The 23,428-nt window shown below is 71.8% G+C and carries 23 protein-coding genes; 13 read left to right on the top strand and 10 right to left on the bottom strand.

What is annotated here, in order from left to right; translation table 11 throughout:
• Positions 1–116: 116 nt before the first annotated feature.
• From otsB to AB0F61_RS01525, 3 genes are all read right to left on the bottom strand, one after another.
• The gene (otsB, locus tag AB0F61_RS01515; RefSeq protein ID WP_357802118.1) at positions 117–941 is read right to left on the bottom strand and encodes a trehalose-phosphatase; all 825 of its coding nucleotides are present in this window, start codon (positions 939–941) and stop codon (positions 117–119) included.
• A gap of 67 nt (positions 942–1,008) precedes the next feature.
• The gene (locus tag AB0F61_RS01520) at positions 1,009–1,362 is read right to left on the bottom strand and encodes a hypothetical protein (protein WP_357802121.1); all 354 of its coding nucleotides are present in this window, start codon (positions 1,360–1,362) and stop codon (positions 1,009–1,011) included.
• 162 nt (positions 1,363–1,524) lie between these two features.
• Positions 1,525–1,968: an XRE family transcriptional regulator gene (locus AB0F61_RS01525; protein ID WP_355027993.1), complete on the bottom strand. Its 444-nt coding sequence runs from the start codon at positions 1,966–1,968 to the stop codon at positions 1,525–1,527.
• A gap of 264 nt (positions 1,969–2,232) precedes the next feature.
• Between AB0F61_RS01525 and AB0F61_RS01530 the strand changes: the two genes are divergently transcribed.
• From AB0F61_RS01530 to AB0F61_RS01555, 6 genes are all read left to right on the top strand, one after another.
• Entirely contained in the window at positions 2,233–2,577 is a 345-nt protein-coding gene (locus tag AB0F61_RS01530) for a hypothetical protein (protein ID WP_354995764.1), read from the top strand.
• Between the two features lie 28 nt (positions 2,578–2,605).
• Positions 2,606–2,941 carry a hypothetical protein gene (locus AB0F61_RS01535; RefSeq protein ID WP_357076516.1) on the top strand — a complete coding sequence of 112 codons (336 nt, stop codon included), beginning with the start codon at positions 2,606–2,608 and terminating at the stop codon, positions 2,939–2,941.
• 415 nt (positions 2,942–3,356) lie between these two features.
• A complete protein-coding gene (locus AB0F61_RS01540) occupies positions 3,357–4,772 on the top strand; it encodes a PhoH family protein (protein WP_357802125.1) in 1,416 nt (471 codons plus the stop codon).
• A 277-nt stretch (positions 4,773–5,049) separates the two neighbouring features.
• Entirely contained in the window at positions 5,050–5,727 is a 678-nt protein-coding gene (locus AB0F61_RS01545) for a lytic transglycosylase domain-containing protein (protein WP_357802128.1), read from the top strand.
• Between the two features lie 107 nt (positions 5,728–5,834).
• Positions 5,835–6,488, top strand: coding sequence for a rhomboid family intramembrane serine protease (locus AB0F61_RS01550; RefSeq protein WP_357802131.1), 654 nt, complete (start codon positions 5,835–5,837; stop codon positions 6,486–6,488).
• Positions 6,489–6,593: 105 nt separating this feature from the next.
• Positions 6,594–7,562, top strand: coding sequence for an NAD(P)/FAD-dependent oxidoreductase (locus AB0F61_RS01555; protein WP_357802134.1), 969 nt, complete (start codon positions 6,594–6,596; stop codon positions 7,560–7,562).
• A gap of 94 nt (positions 7,563–7,656) precedes the next feature.
• Here AB0F61_RS01555 and AB0F61_RS01560 read toward each other — a convergent pair whose 3' ends face one another.
• Both AB0F61_RS01560 and glpX read right to left on the bottom strand, forming a co-directional pair.
• Positions 7,657–8,661 carry a DMT family transporter gene (locus AB0F61_RS01560; protein ID WP_357802136.1) on the bottom strand — a complete coding sequence of 335 codons (1,005 nt, stop codon included), beginning with the start codon at positions 8,659–8,661 and terminating at the stop codon, positions 7,657–7,659.
• The gene (glpX, locus tag AB0F61_RS01565; protein WP_357802137.1) at positions 8,658–9,689 is read right to left on the bottom strand and encodes a class II fructose-bisphosphatase; all 1,032 of its coding nucleotides are present in this window, start codon (positions 9,687–9,689) and stop codon (positions 8,658–8,660) included. The genes AB0F61_RS01560 and glpX overlap by 4 nt, the downstream gene beginning before the upstream one ends.
• Before the next feature lie 159 nt (positions 9,690–9,848).
• On the opposite strand from glpX, the gene AB0F61_RS01570 reads away from it, so the two are divergent.
• Positions 9,849–10,496, top strand: a complete 648-nt coding sequence (locus AB0F61_RS01570) for a DUF4245 domain-containing protein (protein WP_357802139.1) — start codon at positions 9,849–9,851, stop codon at positions 10,494–10,496.
• Positions 10,497–10,725: 229 nt separating this feature from the next.
• Positions 10,726–11,574: a hypothetical protein gene (locus AB0F61_RS01575; protein ID WP_357802141.1), complete on the top strand. Its 849-nt coding sequence runs from the start codon at positions 10,726–10,728 to the stop codon at positions 11,572–11,574.
• Positions 11,575–11,617: 43 nt separating this feature from the next.
• Here AB0F61_RS01575 and AB0F61_RS01580 read toward each other — a convergent pair whose 3' ends face one another.
• Entirely contained in the window at positions 11,618–11,839 is a 222-nt protein-coding gene (locus AB0F61_RS01580; protein ID WP_030328827.1) for an exodeoxyribonuclease VII small subunit, read from the bottom strand.
• Positions 11,840–11,884: 45 nt separating this feature from the next.
• Positions 11,885–13,099, bottom strand: coding sequence for an exodeoxyribonuclease VII large subunit (gene xseA, locus AB0F61_RS01585; RefSeq protein ID WP_357802144.1), 1,215 nt, complete (start codon positions 13,097–13,099; stop codon positions 11,885–11,887).
• Between the two features lie 103 nt (positions 13,100–13,202).
• Between xseA and AB0F61_RS01590 the strand changes: the two genes are divergently transcribed.
• Both AB0F61_RS01590 and AB0F61_RS01595 read left to right on the top strand, forming a co-directional pair.
• Positions 13,203–14,189 carry a 4-hydroxy-3-methylbut-2-enyl diphosphate reductase gene (locus AB0F61_RS01590; protein WP_357802146.1) on the top strand — a complete coding sequence of 329 codons (987 nt, stop codon included), beginning with the start codon at positions 13,203–13,205 and terminating at the stop codon, positions 14,187–14,189.
• Positions 14,190–14,229: 40 nt separating this feature from the next.
• Positions 14,230–14,664, top strand: coding sequence for a hypothetical protein (locus AB0F61_RS01595; RefSeq protein WP_357802148.1), 435 nt, complete (start codon positions 14,230–14,232; stop codon positions 14,662–14,664).
• Between the two features lie 9 nt (positions 14,665–14,673).
• Here AB0F61_RS01595 and AB0F61_RS01600 read toward each other — a convergent pair whose 3' ends face one another.
• The gene (locus tag AB0F61_RS01600) at positions 14,674–15,837 is read right to left on the bottom strand and encodes a DNA recombination protein RmuC (RefSeq protein WP_357802151.1); all 1,164 of its coding nucleotides are present in this window, start codon (positions 15,835–15,837) and stop codon (positions 14,674–14,676) included.
• 54 nt (positions 15,838–15,891) lie between these two features.
• Here AB0F61_RS01600 and AB0F61_RS01605 point away from each other — a divergent pair, with 54 nt between their 5' ends.
• Positions 15,892–16,740, top strand: coding sequence for a hypothetical protein (locus AB0F61_RS01605; protein WP_357802154.1), 849 nt, complete (start codon positions 15,892–15,894; stop codon positions 16,738–16,740).
• Between the two features lie 70 nt (positions 16,741–16,810).
• Here the strand turns inward: AB0F61_RS01605 and ppc are convergent, their stop codons facing one another.
• A complete protein-coding gene (gene ppc / locus AB0F61_RS01610; protein WP_357802157.1) occupies positions 16,811–19,597 on the bottom strand; it encodes a phosphoenolpyruvate carboxylase in 2,787 nt (928 codons plus the stop codon).
• 129 nt (positions 19,598–19,726) lie between these two features.
• Positions 19,727–20,800: a hypothetical protein gene (locus AB0F61_RS01615; RefSeq protein ID WP_357802159.1), complete on the bottom strand. Its 1,074-nt coding sequence runs from the start codon at positions 20,798–20,800 to the stop codon at positions 19,727–19,729.
• Positions 20,801–20,871: 71 nt separating this feature from the next.
• On the opposite strand from AB0F61_RS01615, the gene AB0F61_RS01620 reads away from it, so the two are divergent.
• Both AB0F61_RS01620 and AB0F61_RS01625 read left to right on the top strand, forming a co-directional pair.
• Positions 20,872–21,912, top strand: coding sequence for a S66 peptidase family protein (locus tag AB0F61_RS01620; RefSeq protein WP_357802161.1), 1,041 nt, complete (start codon positions 20,872–20,874; stop codon positions 21,910–21,912).
• 100 nt (positions 21,913–22,012) lie between these two features.
• Complete coding sequence (locus AB0F61_RS01625) at positions 22,013–23,389, top strand: S8 family serine peptidase (protein WP_357802164.1); 1,377 nt, start codon at positions 22,013–22,015, stop codon at positions 23,387–23,389.
• Positions 23,390–23,428 lie beyond the last annotated feature (39 nt).

Here is a 23,428-nt window from a genome sequence, read left to right on the forward strand (position 1 = left end):
CGTCGATCATCGTCTGGGCCTCCGGCGAGGCGACGATCTCGGTGTAGCTGCGCCCCTCCAGCGGCCCGCCGGCGACCCAACCCCGGATCGCGTCCAGTCGCCGCGGGGCCGGTCGGTCAGGGCAGGTGGGTGAGCGCCTGGGTGAGGAAGTCACCCAGGGCGGCCGGGGACTCGATCGTCAGGTCGGCGGCGTTTGCCACCTCGTGGCCGGTCTCCGGGTTGGCCACGGCCACGCAGACGCCGAGGAAATCCGGGTCGGCGGCGGCGCGGGCGCGCAGTGCGGCGAAGGCCTTGATGTCCGAGACGTCGTCACCGAAATACCAGGCGCCGGTGGCGCCCTTGATCGCCTCGCCGATCACCATGCCCTTGTCCCGGTCGACAGGCGGTTTGAGCTCCAGCACCATCCGCCCGGCCTGGACGCGCAGCCCCAGCCGGTCGGCCTGTGCCTGCCCCCACTGCTGCACGGTCGGGCCGAGCTGTGGGGCGGTACGCCAGTGCAGTGCGACGGAGAGCCGCTTGTATTCCACGAGCGTGCCGGGCGGCAGCTCCGCTCGGGCGAGGTCGGCCAGCTCCGCCATCGTCGGCACCCAGGGCAGCGCGGCCGGCTCGGTCACCGTCTCGCCGCCGGAGTGGCTGTGCTCCAGCCCGTAGAGGCCGTAGAGGTCCACGCCGGTGAGCCCGCCGAGCTGTTCCCGAAGGAACTCGACGGGCCGGGCGGAGACGATCGCGACCCGCTGCACGACCGGGGCCAGCGCCTCGATCGCGGCCAACGCCTTGGGCGCCGGGCGTACCGCGGTCGGATCGTCGTCGACGGGCGCGAGCGTGCCGTCGAAGTCGAAGAAGAGCACGGTCCCGGCCGCCCGGGTGGCGGTGGTCCGCCAGGCCTGGTCGGCGTTCAACGGAGTTGTCGGCTGGTGATTGCCCAGATTCAACGGCGGCACGCGCGTCAGCGTACCCCGGCGATGAAGGCTCATTCCTGGCCGAGCGGACCCGTTGGGCGGTAGGCGATCAGCGTTCGGCGGCTCCTCGTCCGCGCCGACCGAACGGCACCACCGCCGCGTCCTGGCCGTGGCTCAACAGGTAGCCCTCCACGAACCCGGTATTGCGATCGCCGGTGTGGTTCTCGATCTCGTTGAGTCGTGCCACCAGGAACTCGGTGAGCGCGCTGATCCGGTCGTTCATCCGCTCGTGCAGCTCGGCGACGACGGCCAGGACGACCGCGGTACCGGCGGTGATGAGTACAAAGAGGTTGACGAGCAGCGGAAGCTGCCCGCCGTTGACCGCGAGGGTCACCGCGTTGCCGGTCGCCCACAGTGTCATCGACACCGTCGCGACCACGACTGCCAACCACTTCAGGGTCATGGACAGACCCCTCCTTATGTCCCGCAGGGCTGGGTTCGGCCTTGTCCCGTCCCCCCGCCGATGACGAGCCCAAGCAGTACGAGTAGGGACGCTAGCGTGCCCGTTCCGGCCCCGGAGGCAAACGAATAAACCCGACCAGGCGTTCTTTCGCCATCTGAGGAACTAGCCTGCTTGATTGCCTCTATTTCGGACATCGACCGGCAACGTTGGGCGGTATGCGAGATATCTGATGGTTTCACGGATGTGGAACTTCTCCGCGTCCGAGACGTTGGGGTCGACCAGGCGGCGGAGCAGAGCCTCCACGTCCGGGTCCATCGGAGGGGCGGGCTGGCCGCTGCGGGGGCCGGCCGCGGTGCGGTCCCAGCCGAGCGCGGCGAAGGCGGCCGCCGGATTCAGCCCCAGGCCCTCGCAGAAGGCGACCACCCGTTCGGCTTCCGGGTCGCTGGCCCAGTCGCCCCGGACCCACCGGTTGATGGTCTGCCGGGAGACGCCGGTGCGCCGGGACACCTCGGTGCCGCTCCAGGCTCGGGTCGCTCGGGCTTCGTCCAGGGCGCGGCGGACGAAGGTGGCGAAGGCGATCTTCCGCGCATTGGCCGTCTCGGTCACTCCGTGACGGTACGGCCAGCCGGCGGCGAGCGCGCGCCCCGGCTCGCCACTGTCACGCATACGTGACGGGATCTTCGGATTTCCGGTAAACGATTCAGCGCCACTGTTGAGGGGTGTCACGCGGGCAGAATAGATGCCCGTAGTGACGAGCGTAAGCGGACGAAAAGCTGATACTGTCACGCCCATGGGACAATCTACGGTGTGTCACGTGCATGAGACGATTGGTGCTCACATGCGTCACGCCCCCGGTTCCGAGGGGGTGTGGTGACCGAGCTCGCCACCCGCGCCCAGGCCTTCGGGCTGATTGCCGAGGGGGTGGCCGCGGGGCTGACCGCCCCCTGGCGCCTCTACCTCGCCCGAGGCTGCCGCTATCTGTCGCTGAGCGTCGGCGACCGCGCCGAGTGGAACGCCTGGCGTACCCATCTCGGCTGCCCGGAGCTGAGCGTCCGGGTCTACGACGCCGGCGGCGAGATCCGCCGGTCCTCGGTGGCCGAGATCGTGCTGGACGGCTGCCGGATCAGCGTCGAGCTGGTCGAGGAGGTCAGCACCGACGACCTGGACCGGCTGCTCGTCGCGGATCCCACCACGATCGAGCCGGAGGAGCGATGACCGGGCTTCCGGGCCGGGCGGTCGCCCGATGAGCCCGTTCCTCGCGGTGTTCCTCGTCCTGGTGCTCGGCGCGACCAGCTACGCGGCCGGCCGGTTGCACGGGCAGCTCAGCTACCGCATCGGCTACCGCTTCGGCTACCGGCAGGGCTACTTCGACGGTGACCGGGGCGCCTGGAACCGGCGTCGCCGCGACGCCCAGGCCGCGATCGCCTCCGCCTTGTCGGTCTCCCCGGCGGGCGTCGTCCGTTCGGCCAGCACCGTCGCCCGCCCCGGCACCACGTACACCGGCTCGTCGTTCAGCGCGCCGGCCGCCCCGATCACCGGGCGGCACCCGACCGGCACGCTCGTTCGACGGACCGGTTGAGGTCGGTCGGCGGGCACGGGCCCGCCGGCCGGCACCACCGACGCGGTGCGTCGTCCGCGGCGGACACGCACCGTCGGGGTCACGTCAGACCGGTGACGGTGACCCCAACCGGCCGGGGTGCGCGCAGGGGGCATGCATCCCGGCCGGTTCCGCCGCGCCCGTTCGCCCACATCCGCGCTGGTGCGGGCCTCGGCGAACGGGTGTGCGGACACCCGACTCGGGAGATCCACGTCCGGCCACTAGCCGGAAGGGTCCGGCGGGGCTAGCGTCTAGGCATGGCACGGGGTTCTCCCGAGCCAGCCGGTCCGCCCGGATCTGCGACCTCGCGCATGGGGTTCCGCATCCGACCCCGTGTCCCCGGGCACCGGAGGAGGCGGAACACGGGTGGCGGGTGCCCATCCGTCGGAGCAGGCCTGTGACGACTCGCCGTACCACCGCCGGTGCCGACCAGACCCCGGCCGCGACTGCCACGACCCGCCGTGCCACCAGGAGCCGCCGTACGGCGGCTGCCGCGCCGGCCGACCCGAAGGAGCCGCGACCAGCCGGCCAGGCCTTTGTCCTGGACACGTCAGTGCTGCTCTCCGATCCGGCGGCGTTCCACCGGTTCGCCGAGCACGAGGTGGTGCTGCCTCTGGTGGTCATCACCGAGCTGGAAGGCAAGCGGCACCATCCGGAGCTGGGCTGGTTCGCCCGGCAGTCGCTCCGGATGTTGGACGACCTCCGGGTCCGGCACGGCCGACTCGACCGTCCGGTACCCGCCAACGACGCCGGTGGCACCCTGCGGGTGGAGCTCAACCACACCGACGACGGCGTGCTGCCGCCCGGTTTCCGGACCGAGAGCAACGACGCCCGGATCCTCTCCGTCGCGCTCAACCTCGCCGCCGAGGGGCGGGAGGTGACACTGGTCAGCAAGGACATGCCGCTGCGGGTCAAGGCTGCCTCGGTGGGCCTGCGCGCCGACGAGTACCGCCACGGTCAGGCCAGCGACCCGACCTGGACCGGCATGTCCGAGCTGGAGTTGACCGAGGAGCAGATCGGGTCGCTGTACGCCGGCGAGACGCTCGACCTGGACGAGGCGGCGGGTCTGCCCTGCCACACCGGCCTGGTGCTGCACTCGGGGCGTGGTTCGGCGCTCGGGCGGGTGCTGCCGGACAAGTCGGTCCGGCTGGTCCGGGGCGACCGGGAGGCGTTCGGGTTGCACGGCCGCTCGGCCGAGCAGCGCATCGCCCTCGACCTGCTGCTCGACGAGTCGATCGGGATCGTGTCGCTGGGCGGCCGGGCCGGCACCGGCAAGTCGGCGTTGGCGCTCTGCGCCGGGCTGGAGGCGGTGATGGAGCGCCGCCGGCACAAGAAGGTGATCGTGTTCCGCCCGCTGTACGCCGTCGGCGGCCAGGAGTTGGGCTACCTGCCCGGGTCCGAGTCGGAGAAGATGTCGCCGTGGGCCCAGGCGGTCTTCGACACGCTCGGCGCTGTGGTGCACGAGAACGTGCTGGAGGAGGTCACCTCGCGGGGCATCCTGGAGGTGCTGCCGCTGACCCACATCCGGGGGCGCAGCCTGCACGACGCCTACGTGATCGTGGACGAGGCCCAGTCGTTGGAGCGCGGGGTGCTGTTGACAGTGCTGTCCCGGATCGGCCAGGGCTCCCGGGTGGTGCTCACGCACGATGTGGCCCAGCGGGACAATCTGCGGGTCGGCCGGCACGACGGGGTGACCGCTGTCATCGAGGCGCTCAAGGGTCATCCGCTGTTCGCCCACGTCACCCTCAGCCGGTCGGAGCGGTCGCCGATCGCCGCGATGGTCACGGATCTCCTGGAGGACATCCCGATCTGACGGGTGCTTATGTGGGGGTTTGTCCGCATATTTAGTGTGGTGCAGATCACAAACAGCGTGGTTGGTTTCCCATCAGCCTCACTGTGCGCAATCGTGTCCCACGAGCGTCCACGCGCCACCGGGATCGTTGATGATCGAACGTCGCGAGACGGACGACATCGGCGGCGGTCGGTGCGTCGGCGCGACCGGCAGACGGTCGGGGCGCTCGTGGCACGGTTGACGGTCCACCTGTGGCCGCGCCGCGCCGCGTCCATGCCCCCGACGAAGGGACCACTTCGTGAGTCGGCTGTGGAGCCGGTTGGGCGCCCGTACGGCTGCTGTAGCGCTGCTCTCCGTGGGCGTTGCCGGTGGCTTCTACCTGGGCGAAGACCGGGAAACCCAGCAACAGGGGCTGACCGAGCAGGTCAGCCGCGAGGTCGACCAGGCCGACCTCGCGTACCAGCGCGAGCGGCAGGCCGCCCACCAGGTGCAGTTCTCCAAGCAGCGGGCCGCCGAGTACCAGGCCAAGCTGCGGGCGGCGCAGGCCGCGAAGGAAGCCGCCGAACGAGCCCGCAAGGCCGAGGCCGCCGCGGCGTCCCGCAAGCGCGAGCGCGAAGCCGCCAACGCGCCCGCCAAGCCGTACGACGGGCCCATCCCGGCGTCCTGCGAGGAGTACAGCGGCAACCGCAAGACCGGCTGCGCCCTGATGATCGACGCGGGCTTCGGCATCGCCGAGTTCCCCTGCCTGGAGAAGCTCTGGACCAAGGAGAGCGGCTGGAACCACAAGGCCCGCAACTCCTCGTCCGGCGCGTACGGCATCCCCCAGGCGTACCCGGGCAACAAGATGAGCGCCATCGCGTCGGACTGGCAGACCAACCCCGCCACCCAGATCAAGTGGGGGCTGGGCTACGTCAAGGGCAAGTACAAGACGCCCTGTGGTGCCTGGACCTACTTCCAGAACAACAACCACTACTGACGGCTTCCGAAGGCGGGGCGGGTGGCTCTCCACTCGCCCCGCCTTCGCGCGTACTCCGGACGGGATGCGAGTGGCGGTCGGCCGCTTTTGCTGATAGCAGTTGTCAGGTGACCCTGCACCCGTCAAGCGGCGACCCCTTCCGGTTCGGCACCGAGGCGTTCTACGCCGCGCTCGGCCGGGCGTTCGTCGCCATGTGCGCGGTGGTCCCGTTCCTCTTCCTCATCGAGGCCGTCGACCAGGGGCTCGCTTTCGGCCTGGACGCCAACGCCGGCATCATCCCGCAGCGCATCGAAGGGTTGGACGGGGTCTTCTTCTCCCCGTTCCTGCACCACGGCTTCGACCACCTCTACAGCAACAGCATTCCGCTGATCCTGCTGGGCACGTTCGTCCTGGCGGCCGGCGCCCGCCGCTTCCTCTGGTCGACCCTGGTCATCATCCTGGTCAGCGGGCTCGGCGTCTGGTTCACCGGCTCGCCCAACTCGGTGGTGGTCGGCGCCAGCGGCGTCATCTTCGGCTACCTGGGCATCCTGCTCACCCGGGGCATCGTCGAACGCAGCTGGTGGAACTTCGCGGTCTTCCTGTTGGTCGGCCTGCTCTACGGCTGGCAACTGGTCGGCATCCTCCCCACCGACGAGCGGATCTCCTGGCAGGGCCACCTGTTCGGCCTGCTCGGCGGGGTGGTGGCGGCGATCCTGTTCCGTCGCCGACGCCCGACGGTGGACGGGCCGGACCATTTCGGGTCCACACTCAGCCTGCCCTGACCAATTCTCCGGCGCGCCCCTGAGACGTGCTTGCCGGACCGCCGCCACCCGCCTACGGTCGAGATCAGCAAGCGTTGATCCGTAAGCGGAAAGCGACGGTACGCCATGCGTGAGGTCGATATCGCCGTGATCGGGGCCGGTCCGGCCGGTCTCTTCGCCGCGTACTACGCCGGGTTCCGGGGTCTGTCGGTGGCGGTGATCGACGCGCTGCCTGAGCCCGGCGGTCAGGTCACCGCCATGTACCCGGAAAAGTTGATCCTCGACGTGGCCGGCTTCCCCGCCGTCAAGGGGCGGGACCTGGTGGCGAACCTGGTCGCACAGGCCGCCCCTTTCGCACCCGAGTACCTGCTCAACACCCGTGCCGAGAAACTCTCGTACGCCGACGACCGCCCGGTGCTCGGCCTGGCCGGGGGCGAGCAGCTCGGGTGTGGGGCGGTGGTGGTCACCGGTGGGCTCGGCAGCTTCAGCCCTCGGCCGCTGCCGTGCGCCGACGGCGCTCCCGGCACCGGGATCGTCTACTTCGTCACCGAGCCGGCCGCGCTTGCCGACCGGGACGTGCTGATCGTCGGTGGTGGCGACTCCGCGTTCGACTGGGCGTTGGCGCTGCAACCACTTGCCCGTTCGGTGACCCTGGTGCACCGCCGGGAAAAGTTCCGGGCGCACGCCTCGACGGTGGCCCGGGTGCTGTCCCTGCCGGTGCGGGTGATGGTCAACGCCGAGGTCAGCCGGCTGATCGGGGAGGGCGCGGTGACCGCCGCCGAGGTGACCGTACGCGGTGGTGCCACCGAGACGCTGCCGGTGGACACCGTGGTCGCCGCGCTGGGCTTCACCGCCGACCTGGGCCCGCTCGCCGAGTGGGGGCTGCGCCTGGACCGCCGGCACATCCTGGTGGACAGCGCGATGGCGACAAACCTGCCCCGGGTCTTCGCGGCGGGTGACATCACCGAATACCCGGGCAAGGTGCGGTTGATCGCCACCGGCTTCGGCGAGGCCGCGACGGCTGTCAACAACGCGGCAGTGGCCATCGACCCGAGCGCCCACCTCTTCCCGGGGCACTCCTCCGACGCCGGCTGACCGTCGGTATCGGACTCCGACCGACCCGTGTCCGGATCGAGACACGTTCGGCGCAGTGCCGCCAGCGTGGGGGTCTGATCTGCGCGGAGGTCGGTCAGCGGGCGGGTCGGTCGGCGGCCGGGCCGGTCAGTGGGCGGGCCGGTGGCGCCAACGCGGCGATCAGCACCGCCACCATGGTCAGCGCGGCGCCGAGCAGGGTGTTCGGGCCTGGGTGGGAGGCCGCCGTGGGCAGCACCAGGTCCAGCAGGACCGCCCCCACGATCTGGCCGGCGATGGTGGCCAGGCCGAGCAGGAGCACCCCGGTGAACCGCACGATCGCGGCGGCGATCGCGATGAACACGATGCCGATCGGGCCGCCCAGGTAGAGCCACGGCTCGCTCGGCAGGTGGCCGGTCGGCCAACCGCGTACCGCGATGTCGATGGCGAACGCGACGAGCAGGGTGGCGGTGCCGACGGCGAAGTTGACGAGCGTCGCGGTCAACGCGCTGTCGGCCGCCGCCCGGACCCGCCCGTTGACCGCCTGCTGCCAGGCGGTGCCCACCCCGGCGACAAGCGGCAGCAGGGCCAGCGCCAGCGTGCCCGGAGCACCGAGCCGGTCGCCGACCGCCAGGCCGACCGCGAGCACGGTGAGGACCGCGCCGGCCAGTCGTTGCCGGGTCACCGGCTGCCGGCCGGTCGGACCGATGCCGGCCCGGTCCACGGCGAGGCTGCTGCCGGACTGGCCGGCGACCACGGCCACGGTGAAGACCGCGACGCCCAACGTACCGATGGTGAGGCCCTGGGAGGCCACCAGGAACGCCCCGCACATGCCACCGAGGCACTGCCACGGCCGCAGCGTGCCCGTCGCGAGCGCGCGCCGCACCCCGACCAGACCCCGCCGCCCGGCGGCGGTGGCGGGCACCAGCACCAGGAGCACCACCAGGCCGATGCCGAACGAGACGACCGCGGCGGCGAAGCCGTCGGCGAGGCGTACCCCCAACTCGCCGTTGATGCGGGACTGCACCGCCACCGCGACCCCGGAGACGGACGCCAGCGCGACGCCGGTGATCCGGCGGGCGGCCGACAGGACCTGCGGTGTCTCCGTGTTGGTGGCTGTCACTCCTGCTCAGCCAGCGGACGACCGTCGAAGTCGACGGCGGAGTAGAGCGCCAGCTTCTCCAGCCGGTGATACGAGTCGATCACCCGGATGGTGCCGCTCTTCGACCGCATCACGATCGACTGGGTGTACGCGCCGCCGGCCCGGTACCGCACCCCGCGCAGCAGATCTCCGGAGGTGACGCCGGTCGCCACGAAGAAGCAGTTGTCACCGGTGACCAGATCATCGGTGCCCAGCACCCGGTCCAGGTCGTGCCCGGCGGCGAGCGCCTTCTCCCGTTCCTGCTCGTCGCGCGGCCAGAGCTTGGCCTGCATCGCGCCGCCCATGCACTTCAGGGCGCACGCGGAGATGATGCCCTCCGGGGTGCCGCCGATGCCCATCAGCACGTCGACCTCCGACTCGCCCCGCGCCGCCGCGATGGAGCCCGCGATGTCGCCGTCGGAGATGAACCGGATGCCCGCCCCGGTCCGGCGGATCTGTGCGACCAGGTCGTCGTGGCGGCTGCGGTCCAGCACACAGACCGTCACCTCGGAGACGTCGGTGCCCTTGACCTTCGCGATCCGGCGCAGGTTCTCGGCCACCCCGGCGTTGATGTCCACCACATCGGCGTACGCCGGCCCGACGGCGAGCTTCTCCATGTAGAAGACGGCGCTGGGGTCGAACATCGCACCCCGCTCGGAGACGGCGAGCACCGCGACGGCGTTCGGCATGCCCTTGCTCATCAGGGTGGTGCCGTCGACCGGGTCGACGGCGACGTCCACCTCCGGGCCGGTGCCGTCGCCGACGTGTTCGCCGTTGAAGAGCATCGGGGCGTTGTCCTTCTCGCCCTCGCCGATCACCACCACGCCACGCATCTGGATCGAGTTGATCAGCTTGCGCATGGCGTCGACGGCCGCGCCGTCGCCGCCCTCCTTGTCGCCCCGGCCCACCCACCGGCCGGCCGCCATGGCGGCGGCCTCGGTGACCCGGACCAGGTCGAGGGCGAGGTTTCGGTCGAGATCCTGTGGGATCCGCGTCCTGGTGTTGGTCATGACGGCTGCTCCTCCTCGCGACGGTGCGGGGACGACCGGCGGCGGGGCGGTCCCCACTGCCGGCTCTGTCGCTGATCCTCACACGATGGCCGACCGGGCGTTGGCGCGGGGCGGTGATGGCCTGGATACCGCCGGTCGGGCGGCTGCGAAGATAACGGGGTGGAACCCGCACAGCCAGCCGACCGCGCACCCGCCGACCGCACGCCACCCGACGGTCAGCCGCCGGTCGACGTCCCAGTCGTGTCCGGCGGTGAACCCGCCGGCGATGACCCGACGCCACCGCCGCGGGTGCAGTCCGCCAGATCCGAGCGGTCGCCGAAGGACATGGCGATCTCGCTGCTGGTGCTGCTCGTCCCGATCGCGCTGCTGCTGGCGTTCTACCGCGGCTTTCTCGGTGGTGACCAGGCCACGACCGTCGATCCGGCCCCGGCCATCGAGCAGGCCCGCTCGGCGAACGCGTTTCCGGTGAGCCAGCCGGAGGGGCTCGGCTCCGACTGGTCGACGGTGAGCGCCCGCTACCAGACCGTCGACGGCGGTGCGAACCTGCGTATCGGCTATCTCACACCGGAGGGGCGAGGCGTCCAACTCCTGCAGAGCAGTGTGCCGGCCGAGCGGCTGCTCCCCGCCGAGTTGACCGACCAGGGTCAGCCCCAGGGCCCCACCGAGCTGGCCGGGCGGACCTGGCAGCTCTACGCGGCCCGGGGTAACCAGCAGGCGCTGGTCCTGCTGGAACCGACCCGCACGGTGATCGTCGTCGGCGATGCCCGGGACAACGAACTACGCGAGTTGGCCGGCTCGCTGCACTGAGCGGGCTGGACCGATCGACGGATCCGGTGGCGGTGAAGGGTTGCTTCCGCGATGGTCGCGGAGGCAATCGGACACAAGGGTGATTGTCCGACGCGCCAACAGGGAACAGAGAGGGAGTGACCCCGGGCGCGCTGCTCGGCCCGGGTCGCGCGGCGCGGCCGACGGTGCTGTCGCGTCGCCCGGTTTCCGGCGCCGTCCAGGCCGTCGGGTGACCCTCTTGGGAGACACTATGACTGTTCGACGACTCGGCGCCGGCCTGGTAGCCGCCGCTCTGTTCACGCCCGCCCTGGCTGCCTGCGGCGACGGGACGACCGGCACCGCCGGATCGACCGCGTCCCCGACGGTGACCGCGTCCGGCACGGCCAGCCCCTCCGGTGCCCCGGCGGCGGGCGACGCCAAGCAGGCCCTGCTGGACTCCACCAAGGAGATCAGCAGCGGCAACTTCCGGTTCACCCTCGCGGGCGCCGGCTCGACCGTCGAGGGCCAGGTGCACCAACCGAGCCAGAGCGCGGAGATGAAGGTCGCCATCGGCGGTCCCTCGTCCGACCTGGCGATGAAGCTCGACGTGATCCACTTCAAGCCGGACAGCTGGGTGAAGCTGGAGCTGACCGGCCCCACCGCCGACAGCCTGCCCGCCATCAAGCAGCTCAACCTCGGCAAGTACCAGCACCTCGACCAGGCCCGGATCAAGGGCAACCGCAACCTCGGCTTCGACTTCGACAAGGTCGACCCGGCCGGCAGCGCGGTGCTGACCCAGGGCATCACCGAGGTCCGCAGCACCGGCACCGGCGCGTACGCGGGCACCATCGACGTCACCAAGGCCGCCGAGGCGGGCTCGCTGAACGCCGCCACGATCGCCGCGCTGGGCACCCAGGCGAAGACGGTTCCCTTCACCGCGAAGGTGGACCCGCAGGGCCGGCTCAGTGAGCTGGTGCTGCAGTTGCCGGCCGCCGGGCAGACTGCCGCCCAGGAGATCAAGATGACGTACTCCGACTACGGTGCCGCCACCGCTGCGCAGAAGCCGCCGGCGGGCCAGGTCGTCGAGGCCCCGGCCGAGCTGTACAGCCTGTTCAACTGACGTGTCCGGGTGGGGCGGCTCCGGCCGCCCCACCGGCGGTCGGTCAGGAAGCGGGCTCCTGCCGGGCGGCGTCGATCCGCGCCCGCGCCCCATCCAGCCAGCGTTGGCAGATCACCGCCAGCGCCTCGCCGCGCTCCCAGAGCGCCAGCGACTCCTCCAGCGACGTGCCGCCGGCCTCCAGCCGCTCAACCACCGAGGCCAGCTCGGCGCGGGCCTGCTCGTAACTGAGCCGTTCGTCCGGCCCGGCCTTCGTGTCGTCAGTCATCGCACCCATCTCAGCACACCGCTCGCCAGGTCACCGCGCCGCCACTCAGCCGTCGACGGTAGCGGCCAGTTCGCCGTCGGCGAGGCGTACCCGCAGCGGGTCGCCCTTGCCCACCTCGGCCGCTGCCCGCACCACGTGCCCGTCGGCGCGCTGCACGATCGCGTACCCCCGGTCGAGGGTGGCGGCGGGGGAGAGCGCGCGCAGCCGGGCGAGGGTGTGGCGCAGGTCGTCCTCGGCGGCGGTGAGGCGGTGCTCCAGGCAGCGGCCGGCCCGCTGGCGCAACGCGGTCAGCTCGGTCGCCCGATGCTCCACCATCACCTGCGGTCGGGCCAGCACCGGCCGGGAACGCAGCCCGTCGAGCCGGTGCGTCTCCCGATCGACCAGGTTGCGCACCGCCCGTTCCAGGCGGTGCCGGGCCTGACCGATGAGGCGTACCTCCTCGGTGAGGTCGGGGACGACCCGCTTGGCCGCGTCGGTCGGGGTGGAGGCACGGACGTCGGCGACGTAGTCGATCAGGGGCGCGTCCGTCTCGTGACCGATCGCGCTGACCACCGGCGTACGGCAGCCGAACACCGCGCGGCAGAGCGCCTCGTCGGAGAAGGGCAGCAGGTCCTCGATGCCGCCGCCGCCGCGGGCAATGATGATCACGTCGATGGTCGGATCGGCGTCCAGCACCCTGAGCGCGTCGACGATCTGCGGCACCGCGGACGGCCCCTGCACGGCCACGTTCACCGTGCGGAACTCCACCGCCGGCCAGCGTCGCCGGGCATTCGTCAGCACGTCCCGCTCCGCCGCCGACGCGCGCCCGGTGATGAGCCCGATCCGGCCGGGCAGGAACGGCAGTCGGCGCTTGCGGGCGCGGTCGAAGAGCCCTTCGGCGGCGAGCAGCTTCTTGAGCTTCTCCAGTCGGGCCAGCAGCTCACCGAGCCCCACCTGGCGGATCTCGTCGGCGCGCAGGCTCAACGTGCCCCGGGCGGCGTAGAACTCCGGCTTGGCGTGCAGCACCACCCGGGCACCCTCGCGCAGCTCCGGCGCACCGGCGTCCAGCACGTCCCGGTTGGTGGTGACGGTCAGGCTCAGGTCGGCCGACGGGTCACGCAGGGTGAGGAAGACAGTGCTGGCCCCGGGGCGGCGGCTGATCTGCGCCACCTGCCCGTCCACCCACACCCAGCCGAGCTTGGCGATCCATGCCCCCACCTTCTGGCTGACCACCCGCACCGGCCAGGGCTCCTCCGCGCTGCTCCGCGCCCCCTCGGTCACCCGCCCACCCTACGGACCCTCGCGGTGATCAAGAAGTTTGCGTCGGCATCGGGCGCGTTCCTCTTGATCACCGGGTCGGTCCGGGGGCACGTACGATGGACGGGTGACTGAGGCTGAGGCGACTCCCCGGACCGGCAAGCGCGTGCTCCTGGCGAAGCCCCGCGGCTACTGCGCTGGCGTCGACCGCGCGGTGCAGACCGTCGAGGAGGCGCTGAAGCTCTACGGCGCCCCGATCTACGTGCGCAAGCAGATCGTGCACAACAAGCACGTCGTGCAGACCCTGGAGGCCCAGGGCGCGATCTTCGTGGAGGAGAACGAGGAGGTGCCGGAGGGGTCCACCGTCATCTTCTCCGCGCACGGCGTGGCTCCCGAGGTCTACGAGCAGGCCAGGGCGCGCTCGCTGAAGGCGATCGACGCGACCTGCCCGCTGGTCACCAAGGTGCACCACGAGGCGAAGCGGTTCGCCGCCGAGGACTACGACATCCTGCTCATCGGCCACGAGGGGCACGAAGAGGTCATCGGCACCGCGGGTGAGGCTCCCGCGCACATCCAACTGGTCGACGGCCCGGACGGCGCCGACAAGATCACCGTCCGGGATCCGGAAAAGGTCGTCTGGCTGTCCCAGACCACGCTCTCGGTCGACGAGACGCTGGAGACGGTGGCCCGGCTCAAGCAGCGACTGCCCCTGTTGCAGTCCCCGCCCAGCGACGACATCTGCTACGCCACCTCCAACCGGCAGCACGTGGTCAAGGAGATCGCCCCCGACTGCGACGTGGTGATCGTGGTCGGCTCGACGAACTCCTCCAACTCGGTCCGCCTGGTCGAGGTCGCCCTGGACGCGGGCGCGCGCGCCGGCCACCTGGTCGACTTCGCCCACGAGATCGACGACGCCTGGCTGGAGGGGGCCAACACCGTCGGCCTGACCTCCGGCGCGAGCGTCCCGGACGACCTGGTCCAGGAGGTGCTGGCGTACCTCGCCGCCCGGGGCTTCGCCGACGTCGAGGAGATCACCACCGCGAACGAGCGGCTCACCTTCTCCCTCCCGCAGGAGCTGAAGCGGGACATGAAGGCCGCGGCGGCGCGCGGCTGAGCACGGGAACGAACTCGACCCGGCGTACGTCAGATCCGGCATGAGGACCATTCGGCTCGCCGTCTGCGCGCTTACCGTCTGCGTGGCGCTGAGCGCCTGCGGCAGTCAGGACGCCGGACGCGGCAACCCCCCGCCGACGCCGACCGGGACGCAGCCGGTGACCAGCCAGCCCACGCCCGACCCGACCGGCACCCCGTCGATCGTCGACCCCGCACCGCCCACCCGGCCGTCGAGCCCGAAGCCGGGCGGCCCGAGCACGCCCCCGGGCGTCCGAGCCACCACCCTGACCGGCACCGTGCAGAGCGGTGTGGAACCCAACTGCGTACTGCTCGACGGTTACCTGCTGCTCGGAGGGCCACGGGACGTGCTGACCCCGGGTGCGCGGGTGGAGGTCACCGGCCGCGCCGAGCCCGGCATGATGACCACCTGCCAGCAGGGCACCCCGTTCGTCGTGTCGAACGCCAACCGGTCCTGACCGGCCGCGCTAGCGGGCCGTGACCTCGTCGTCGGCCGGATCGGCCAGCTCGGGCGCCTGCGGCTGTCGGGGCGTCAACTCGACCTGCGCGGGCGTGGCCAACTCCTCGTCCGACACGCCCAGCTCGGCGAGCTTGCGCGCGCTGACCAGCACCCGGGCCTCCAACGAGCCGACCGCCCGGTTGTAGGCGGTCACCGCCCCGGCAAGTGACGACCCGAGCTTGCCCACGTGGTCGCCCAGGGTGGAGAGCCGACCGTACAGCTCGCGGGCGAGGGTGTGCACGGCCAGCGCGTTACGGGCCAGCGCCTCCTGCCGCCACGAGTAGGCGACAGTGCGGAGCAGGGCGACAAGCGTCGCCGGCGTGGCCAGCACCACGTTGCGGGTGAAGGCGTGCTCCAGCAGCGTCGGGTCCCGCTGGAGCGCGACGTCGAGGAACGGGTCGGCGGGGACGAACAGCACCACGAACTCGGGTGAGTTGTCGAACGCCGACCAGTACGACTTGGCGGCGAGGGCGTCGACGTGCCCCCGCAGGTGGCGGGCGTGCGCGTCGAGGTGGGTGTCCCGGCCACGCTCGTCGCGGGACTCCATGGCCGTCAGGTACGCGTCGAACGGCGCCTTGGCGTCCACCACCACCGATCGGCCGCCGTGCAGCCGGACCACCAGATCCGGGCGGACGACCTGCCCGTCGTTGTCGGCGGTGACCTGCTCGGAGAAGTCGCAGTGCTCCAACATCCCGGCCGCCTCGACGATCCGGCGCAACTGGTGCTCGCCCCAGCGGCCCCGCACCTGCGGTGCGCGCAGCGCCGCCACCAGTTGCTTGGTCTCGGTGCGCAACTCACCGGAGACCGCGTTCATGGAGCGGACCTGCTCACGCAGCTCGGCGTACGCGTCGACCCGGTCGTGCTCCAGCTCGGCCACCCGCTGCTCGTAGCGGCGCAGGGTGTCGTGCAGCGGCGCGACAGCTCGGGCCACCGCCTCCTGCGACTGCGCGGTCGCCTCGTAACTCAACGCCCGCATCGACTGCTCCAGCCGGCCCTCGCCCTCCCGGGTGGCGGCCAGGGTGGCATCGAGGCGGGCGATGTCGGCCGCCGATCGGGACCGGGCCGCGAGCCAGCCCACCGCCCCGCCGGCGCCGAGGCAGACGATCACCACAAGCAGCGTCGAGACGTCCATCACCGGAGCTTGCCAGACCGGTACGACGTGCGAGGCGGGGGTACGTTCGTTGACATGGAACTTGTGCTCTGCCTCGCCGTGGTGGTGGTCGGCGCGTTGGGCGCCGCGGCGCTCGTCCGCGCCCAAGCTGGAGCCCGCCAACGCACCGCGCTCGGCGACGCCCGCGCGGAGGCGCAGCGGTGGTACGAGCGCCTCGGCGGCCAGTTGCTGAACCTGCACGGCGACGAACCAGCGGTACGTCAGGCGCTTGCCGATGCCGGCGAGCGGTACAACGCGGCCGGCTCCCAGTTGGAGCAGGCGCGCACCCCGCACCAGTTCGGGCTGGCCCGGGAGACCGCGCTTGAGGGGCTGGCGTACATCCGGGCGGCGCGTACCGCGCTGGGCATCGACCCGGGCCCGGAGGTGCCGACGCTTGCCGCCGCACGCGGCGTCGGGCAGCTCACCAAGGAGCGCGAGGTCGACGTGCAGGGGCAGACCTTCCGGGCCGGCCCGCAGCCCGGTCGGGAAACGCCGTACTACTACCCCGGTGGGCGTTATCAGGGTCGGCCGGTGCCGGCCGGTTGGTATTCGACGCCGTGGTGGAAGACGGCGCTGGGCGCCGGCGCCGGTGTGCTCGGCGGCATCCTGATCGCCGACGCGCTGTTCTCGCCGGCCTTCGCCGACCCCGGGTACGGCTATGACGCCGGCTACCAGGAGGGCTTCGGTGACGGTGTCGATCAGGGCGGTGACGGCGGCGACCAGGACTTCGGCGGTGACCAGGGTGGCGACTTCGGCGGTGACCAGGGTGGTGACTTCGGCGGCGGGGACTACGCCGGTGGTGACTTTGGCGGCGGCGATTTCGGCGGCGGCGGCTTCGGTGGCGGGGACTTCGGCGGTGGCGATTTCGGCGGTGGCGACTTCTGACCGTCGTTGCGTGATCTGACAGAACAGGCCCCGGTCGCAGCGACCGGGGCCTGTTCCGCGTTCTGGCTGATCAGCCGGTGTTGCGCATTCCGGCGGCGATGCCGTTCACCGTGGTGAGCAGGGCCCGCTCCAGGGCGGTGCCGTCGCTCGGCGCGCGTCGGCCGCCCGGCGCGGTGGCCACCGCCCGGCCGGCGGCACCGGACTCCCGGTACTGCCGCAGCAGCGCCACCTGGAGATGGTGCAGCGGCTCCAGGTAGGTGTCGCGTACGGCGAGGGTGCGCTGGAGCACCGGCGAGTTTTCCAGCAGGGCGGGCGAGGCGGTCACCGCCAGCACCTCCCGCTTGGTCAGCTCGTACTCCTGCTCGATCTGTTCGAAGATCGGGTGCAGCTTCTTCGGGACCAGGGTCTCGACGTACCGGCGGGCGATGCTCAGGTCGGTCTTGGTCACCATCATCTCGACGTTCGACAGGAACGTGCGGAAGAAGTGCCAGTTGCGGTGCATCTCGGCGAGCACGTCCGCCAGGCCGGCCTCGCGGGCGGCGGCCAGCCCGGAGCCCACGCCGAACCAACCCGGCACGATCTGCCGGGTCTGCGTCCACCCGAACACCCACGGGATGGCCCGCAGACCGGACAGGCCCGCGCCGGTGTTCGGGCGCTTCGCCGGCCGGGAGCCGATGTTGAGCGCGCCGAGCAGCTCGGTGGGGGTGGACGCCCAGAAGTACGCCGGCAGGTCCGGGTCCTCGACGAGCGAGCGGTAGGACCGGTACGCCGACTCGGAGACCACGTCCATGGTGGCGTCCCAGCGTTCCAACATCTCGGCCGGCTGCCGTGGCGCGGTGTGCAGCAGGGTCGCCTGGAGCACCGCGGCGAGGGTGAGTTCCAGGTTCTCCCGGGCCAGGGACGGCAGGGTGTACTTGTCGGAGATCACCTCGCCCTGCTCGGTCACCTTGATCGCGCCGTCCAGGGTGCCGTACGGCTGCGCCAGGATCGCCTCGTGCGTCGGCCCGCCGCCGCGCCCGACCGTGCCGCCCCGGCCGTGGAACAGCCGCAGGTGTACGCCGTGCCGGGCGGCCACGTCGCGCAGCGCGCGCTGCGCCCGGTGGATCGACCACTGGCTGGTGGTGATCCCGGCCTCCTTGTTGGAGTCGGAGTAGCCGAGCATGACCTCCTGCACGTCGCCCCGGGCGCTCACCAGCGCCCGGTACGCGGGCAGCGACAGCAGGTCGTCGAGGAGTTCGCCACCGGCGTTCAGCTCGGCCGGGGTCTCCAGCAGCGGCACGAACCCGATCCGGGCCCGCCCGCTGTGCACGTCCACGAGGCCGGCCTCGCGGGCCAGCACCACAGCGGCCAGCACGTCGTCGACGCCCATGGTCATCGAGATGATGTACGACTCGATCACCTCGGTGCCGAACCGGTCCTGGGCCTCCCGGATCGTGCTGAACACGTCGAACGTCTTGCGGGTGGGCTCGGTGAGCGGGGTGTCGAGGGTGGACAGCGGCCGGCGGCCGGTCAGCTCGTCGGCCAGCAGCTTGGTGCGTTCCAGCCGGGTCAGCGCCGGATAGTCGGAGACCTCGCCGACGGCCTCGTAGAGCTGGGCGAGCACCGCGTGGTGCGCCTCGGCGTGCTCCCGGACGTCCATGGTCGCCAGGTGCAGGCCGAACGCGGAGACCGTACGGATGGTGGAGGCCAACCGGCCGACGGCGGTGAGCTGCCCGGAGTTGCGGGCCAGCGAGGCGCGCAGCAGATCCAGGTCGGCGATCAGCTCGGCGGAGCCCTGGTAGTCCCGGCCGGGCACGTGCGCGGTGCCCTGGCGCAACCGCTGCCGGGTGTTGGCGAGCTTCGCCTTCACGCAGCGCGCCTTGAGCCGGTACGGCTCCTCGGCGTTGACCCGGCGGAACCGCGTCGCCACCTCGGGCAGCGCGTCCAGGTCGGCGGCGAGGCTGGCGGAGAGGTCAAGCGACACCCCGCGCAGCCGGCGGGAGACCGAGACCTCGTTGATCAGGTGATCCATCGCCTTCTCGGTGGCCGCGATGCCGTGCTCGTGCTGGATGGTCAGCACCTCGCGGGTGACCGCCGGGGTGACGAACGGGTTGCCGTCGCGGTCGCCGCCGATCCAGGTGCCGAAGCTCAGCGGCCGGGCCGTCGGCGAGGTCTCCACGCCGAGGGTGCGCAGCGTGTCGGCCAGGTCGTCGAGCACCTGCGGGGCGGCCTCGGCGTAGAGGTCACGCAGGTAGTAGATGGCGTTGCGGGCCTCGTCGGTCGGGTCCGGCCGGTCGAGGCGCAGCTCGTCGGTCTGCCACATCAGGTCGAGCAGCTCGGCCAACCGACGGTTGGCCGGGCCCTCGTCGCTGGCGCCGTAGAGGATCGCGTTGGCGGTCTCGGTGTCCAACTCGTCGGCGATCGCCCGCAGCTTGGACAGGATCGAGCGGCGGGCCGCCTCGGTCGGGTGGGCGGTGAAGACCGGGCGCACCGCCAGCCGGCGGGCCGCGTTGGCGATCTCCTCGGCGGGCACCCCGCGCTCGGCGATCATCTTGGCGGCCTGGTCCAGCCAGCCGCCCTGCACCGCGCGACGGCGGCGCAGATCCCGGGCGCGGTGCACCTGCTCGGTGATGTTGGCGAGGTGGAAGTAGGTGGAGAAGGCGCGGGCCAGCTTGGTGCCGGTGGTCACGTCGAGCCCACCGAGGCGTTGGGCGGCTGCCGGGGCGTCGGTGCGGACCTGGGCGCGGATCTCCTCGACGAGGTCGAGCAGCGGCCGACCCTCCTGGCGGGCCAGCGTCTGCCCGAGCAGGGTGCCGAGCCGGCGGATGTCGGCACGCAGCGCGGCGTCGGGGCCGTCGTGGTCGTGCTGGTCGGTCACGGTGCGCTCCCTCACGTGGTTACGAAGGACAGCGCTGTCCGACTTACTGGATGGTATCCGCGCGCACCGGGTGTCTGGAGGGCCCCCTGGTGATCCACTGTCTCCGAGGTGGTGTTTTCGGGCGTGATCTCAGCCACCGTCGCGGGCTGCTCCGGGGCCACCGGAGGCCGACCCGGGACCGGGGCGGACTGACCCGGGACCGGCGGTGGCGGCCCGGCGGCCCCGAACCAGGCTGGCGCTGACCAGGCCGAACGCGCCGAGCACCGCCCAGAGGGTGAGGGCGATCGCCGGCCAGCCTGCCGATCGCCAGTCGAAGTAGACGGCGGCCTTGGTCAGGTCGTTGGCGAGCCCGGGGATGTTCCACCGGTGCATGCCGCGCAGCAGGCCGGGCAGGAACTCGGGCGCGTAGATGCCGCCGGACCCGGGGTTGCCGAGCACCACCAGGAGCAGGATGACAAGCGCGGTGCCGGCGACACCGAGCCAGCCCTGGATGGCGCTGGCGAACATCGCGGCGGCGAAGACGGCGAGCGCGCCGATGGCGGCGATCGTCGGTACGTCGTGGTGCCAGATGTCCAGCACCGGTCCGACCACCACCGCGCCGGCGATGCCGAGCAGCACGCTGTAGACGGCCAGGGCGGCGATGCGCAGACCGGCCCGCCGTGCCGTACGCGGGGTGGTGCCGACGGACAGCCCGAGCACTGTCGAGGCGAGGTAGCCGCCGAGCACGTACCCGACGTTCAGGTAGAAGGGCACCACCCCGCGCGGGTCGGCGGAGGTGACAGGCACCTTGTCGACGATCTGGAGCGGGGTGCCGCTGCGGGTGGCGGCGGTGGTGAGCACCTCCCGGATCGCGCTCGTGGCGGACGGGCCGGAGGCGCTGGACACGGTGAGGAGCAGGCCGTTGTCGGCTCCGGTGCTGAGCACCGCGTACACCGCCCGGCTGAGCAGGCCGTCCTCGGCGGCGCCCGCGTCGTCGTACCCGATCGGTTTGATGATCGTGGTCTGGCCTCGGATGGCGTCGAGCGTCGCCCGGGCGCGCTCGTCGCCGACGGCGACGCCGACCGGCAGGTCCCGCGGGGTGGGCTGGTGCAGCGCGCCGACGTAGGCGGCGATGAACGCGGTGGCCAGCGCGAGGGTGCCGAGGAGCAGCCCGATGCTGCGCGGTGCCCAGTCCCGGGCTCGCCCCTGCGGGTTTTCGTCCATGTTGTCAGCGTATGGTCCGGTTCGCCGTCCGCCGGGCGGAAACCCCTTGGCTGGTCGGATAGCTTCTGATCATGGTGACGCTGCGCTACCCGCCCAAACCGCGGCGGGGCGACCGGGTCGCGGTCGTCTCGCCGTCCGCCGGCCTGCCGGCGATCTTCCCCCACGTGTACGAGTTGGGGCTGCGTCGGCTGCGTGAGGAGTTCGAACTGGAGCCGGTGGAGTATCCGACCACCCGGGTCATGGGGGCGGACCCGCGTGACCGGGCCCGGGACCTGACCGCCGCCTTCGCCGACCCGAGCATCACCGCCGTGCTCGCCACGGTCGGCGGCAACGATCTGATCACGGTCACCCCGCACCTCGACGACGACGTGGTGCGGGCCAATCCGAAGCCCTACTTCGGCTACTCCGACAACACCAACGTGCTCAACCACCTCTATCGGCTGGGCATCGTCGCCTACCACGGCGGATCGGTCCTGGTGCACCTCGGCCGGCCGGGCGCCGCACACCCGCTGACCTTCGACTCGCTGCGCGCCGCCCTGTTCAGCTCCGACTGGTACCCGCTGACGCCCGCGACCACCTGGGGTGACCGACCGAACCCGTGGACCGAGCCCGAAACGCTGGCGTACGAGCCGGAGATGCTGCCCGGCGAGGGCTGGCGCTGGCGGGGACCGGAACGTGTGGTGCGGGGACGTACCTGGGGTGGCAACCTGGAGATCCTGCACTGGCTGATGGCCACCGACCGGGTGCCCGCCGTCGCCGAGCTGGCCGGGTCCGTGCTTGTCGTCGAGACCTCGCAGGAGATGCCCGGCGCGCAGGAGGTGTTCCGGATCGTGCGGAACATGGGGGAGCGAGGGCTGCTCGCCGCCTTCCCGGCGATCGTCGTCGGCCGACCGAAAGCGTGGGATTTCGACAAACCGCTGTCGGTGCCGGAGCGCTCGGCGTGGGGCGAGGCCCAGCGGGAGGCGATCATCCGCGCCCTCACCCCGTACAACCCGGACGCGGTGCTGGTCTTCGATGTCGACCTCGGTCACACCGACCCGCAGTTGATCATCCCGTACGGCGGCGAGATGGTGGTCGACGCCGTCGACCGCCGCATAGCGGTTCGCTACTGACCATCGCCCGACGGGATAACCGGCGCTTTGTGGGGGCCTACGAGAGCGGTGGCGATGTGGGAACATCCTGCCCGTCACGCATCGAACGGGGGAGAACCACATGGAACGTGGCAACCGTCTGCCGTCTGCTGCGCGCCGCCTGGAGCGGCTGCTCTGCGCCTGCCTGCTGCTGGCAATCGGGACGGTCGCGGTGCCGGCGCCGGCTGCCGCCGCACCGCAGACGCGCAAACAACAGTGGTACCTGGACACCCTGCGGATCCCGCAGGCCCATCGGATCACCACCGGGCAGGGGGTCATCGTCGGTCTGGTCGACACCGGCGTCGACGCCACCCATCCCGCCCTGCGCGGGCAGATCCTGCCTGGTCACGGTGTCGGCAATGACGCCCCCGCCGACGGCCGGACCGACCCCGACCGGAAGAAGGCCCACGGCACCGCCATGGCGGGCCTGATCGTGGGCAACGGTAAGGCGCCCGGGGGCTATCTCGGCATCGCACCGGGGGCGAAGATCTATCCGGCCGCACTGGGTAGCGACCTCACCGACGGGGCGATGCAGTTCGCCGTCCGGTGGGCCGTCGACAACGGCGCGAAGGTGGTCAACATCTCGGCCGGCGGCGAAGAGATGAGCTGGGAACACTACAGCGCCGTCAAGTACGCGCTCGACCATGACGTGGTGGTGGTGTCCTCGGCGGGAAACACCCTCGACGGTCGGGTCAAGGTGCAGGCGCCAGCCAGCGTGACGGGTGCCGTCGCGGTCGGCGGCACGAGCCGGCGCGGTGAGTTCTTCACCGGTTCGGTCCAGGGGCCGGAGATGGTGATCGCCGCGCCGCAGCAGGACATCATGCTGGCCAATCCGCTCCGGGAGGACGGCTACGGGATGCTCGCTGACGGTGGCACCAGTTCCGCCGCCGCCATCGTCAGCGGGGTGGTCGCCCTGATCCGTGCCCGCTACCCGGACCTGGACGCCAACGGCGTGATCAACCGCTTGATCCGGACCGCCGACGATCGCGGCGCGCCCGGCCGGGACCCGCAGTACGGCTTCGGACTCATCGATCCGGTGGCGGCCCTGACCGCCGACGTGTCGCCGGTCACCGCCAACCCGCTGGGGGTGCCGAAGGACCCCTGGAAGTCGACGTCCACCGGTTCGAACGTGCGCTACGACAGGCTGGCGATCGTCGTCGGCGTGCTCGTCGCCGTCCTGCTGGGCATCGTGCTCCTGGTGGTCCTCCTAACCCGGTCGCGCCGGCGACGCCCCGTCCCCGGGGCAGCCGGGCCCCCGCCCGGCTGGGCACCGCCGCACCAGCCGGCGGTGGGCGGTCACCCCCCGGCGGGCCAGTCGACGCCGCCCGGTTGGGCGCCGACGCCGCCCGGTTGGGCGCCGACGCCGCCCGGTTGGGCGCCGACGCCGCCCGGACCGCCGGCGCCGGGGCAGGTCCCACCAGCGCCGGAGGGCCACCTGCCGGGGCGGCCGGCGCGGTGAGTCGGCCTCCGGGCGCGTAGCGAGCGCGGGACACGGAGG

This window comes from Micromonospora sp. NPDC023888 (assembly GCF_040639415.1).
Taxonomy (GTDB): Bacteria; Actinomycetota; Actinomycetes; order Mycobacteriales; family Micromonosporaceae; genus Micromonospora.

Coding starts and splice junctions, on each gene's coding strand:
- AB0F61_RS01580 (WP_030328827.1), bottom strand. CDS start 11,839: ATGACTGACGACACGAAGGCCGGGCCGGACGAACGGCTCAGTTACGAG.
- AB0F61_RS01600 (WP_357802151.1), bottom strand. CDS start 15,837: ATGGACGTCTCGACGCTGCTTGTGGTGATCGTCTGCCTCGGCGCCGGC.
- glpX (WP_357802137.1), bottom strand. CDS start 9,689: ATGACCAACACCAGGACGCGGATCCCACAGGATCTCGACCGAAACCTC.
- AB0F61_RS01555 (WP_357802134.1), top strand. CDS start 6,594: ATGCGTGAGGTCGATATCGCCGTGATCGGGGCCGGTCCGGCCGGTCTC.
- AB0F61_RS01615 (WP_357802159.1), bottom strand. CDS start 20,800: ATGGACGAAAACCCGCAGGGGCGAGCCCGGGACTGGGCACCGCGCAGC.
- AB0F61_RS01520 (WP_357802121.1), bottom strand. CDS start 1,362: ATGACCCTGAAGTGGTTGGCAGTCGTGGTCGCGACGGTGTCGATGACA.
- AB0F61_RS01605 (WP_357802154.1), top strand. CDS start 15,892: ATGGAACTTGTGCTCTGCCTCGCCGTGGTGGTGGTCGGCGCGTTGGGC.
- AB0F61_RS01535 (WP_357076516.1), top strand. CDS start 2,606: ATGAGCCCGTTCCTCGCGGTGTTCCTCGTCCTGGTGCTCGGCGCGACC.
- AB0F61_RS01575 (WP_357802141.1), top strand. CDS start 10,726: ATGACTGTTCGACGACTCGGCGCCGGCCTGGTAGCCGCCGCTCTGTTC.
- AB0F61_RS01620 (WP_357802161.1), top strand. CDS start 20,872: ATGGTGACGCTGCGCTACCCGCCCAAACCGCGGCGGGGCGACCGGGTC.
- AB0F61_RS01595 (WP_357802148.1), top strand. CDS start 14,230: ATGAGGACCATTCGGCTCGCCGTCTGCGCGCTTACCGTCTGCGTGGCG.
- AB0F61_RS01625 (WP_357802164.1), top strand. CDS start 22,013: ATGGAACGTGGCAACCGTCTGCCGTCTGCTGCGCGCCGCCTGGAGCGG.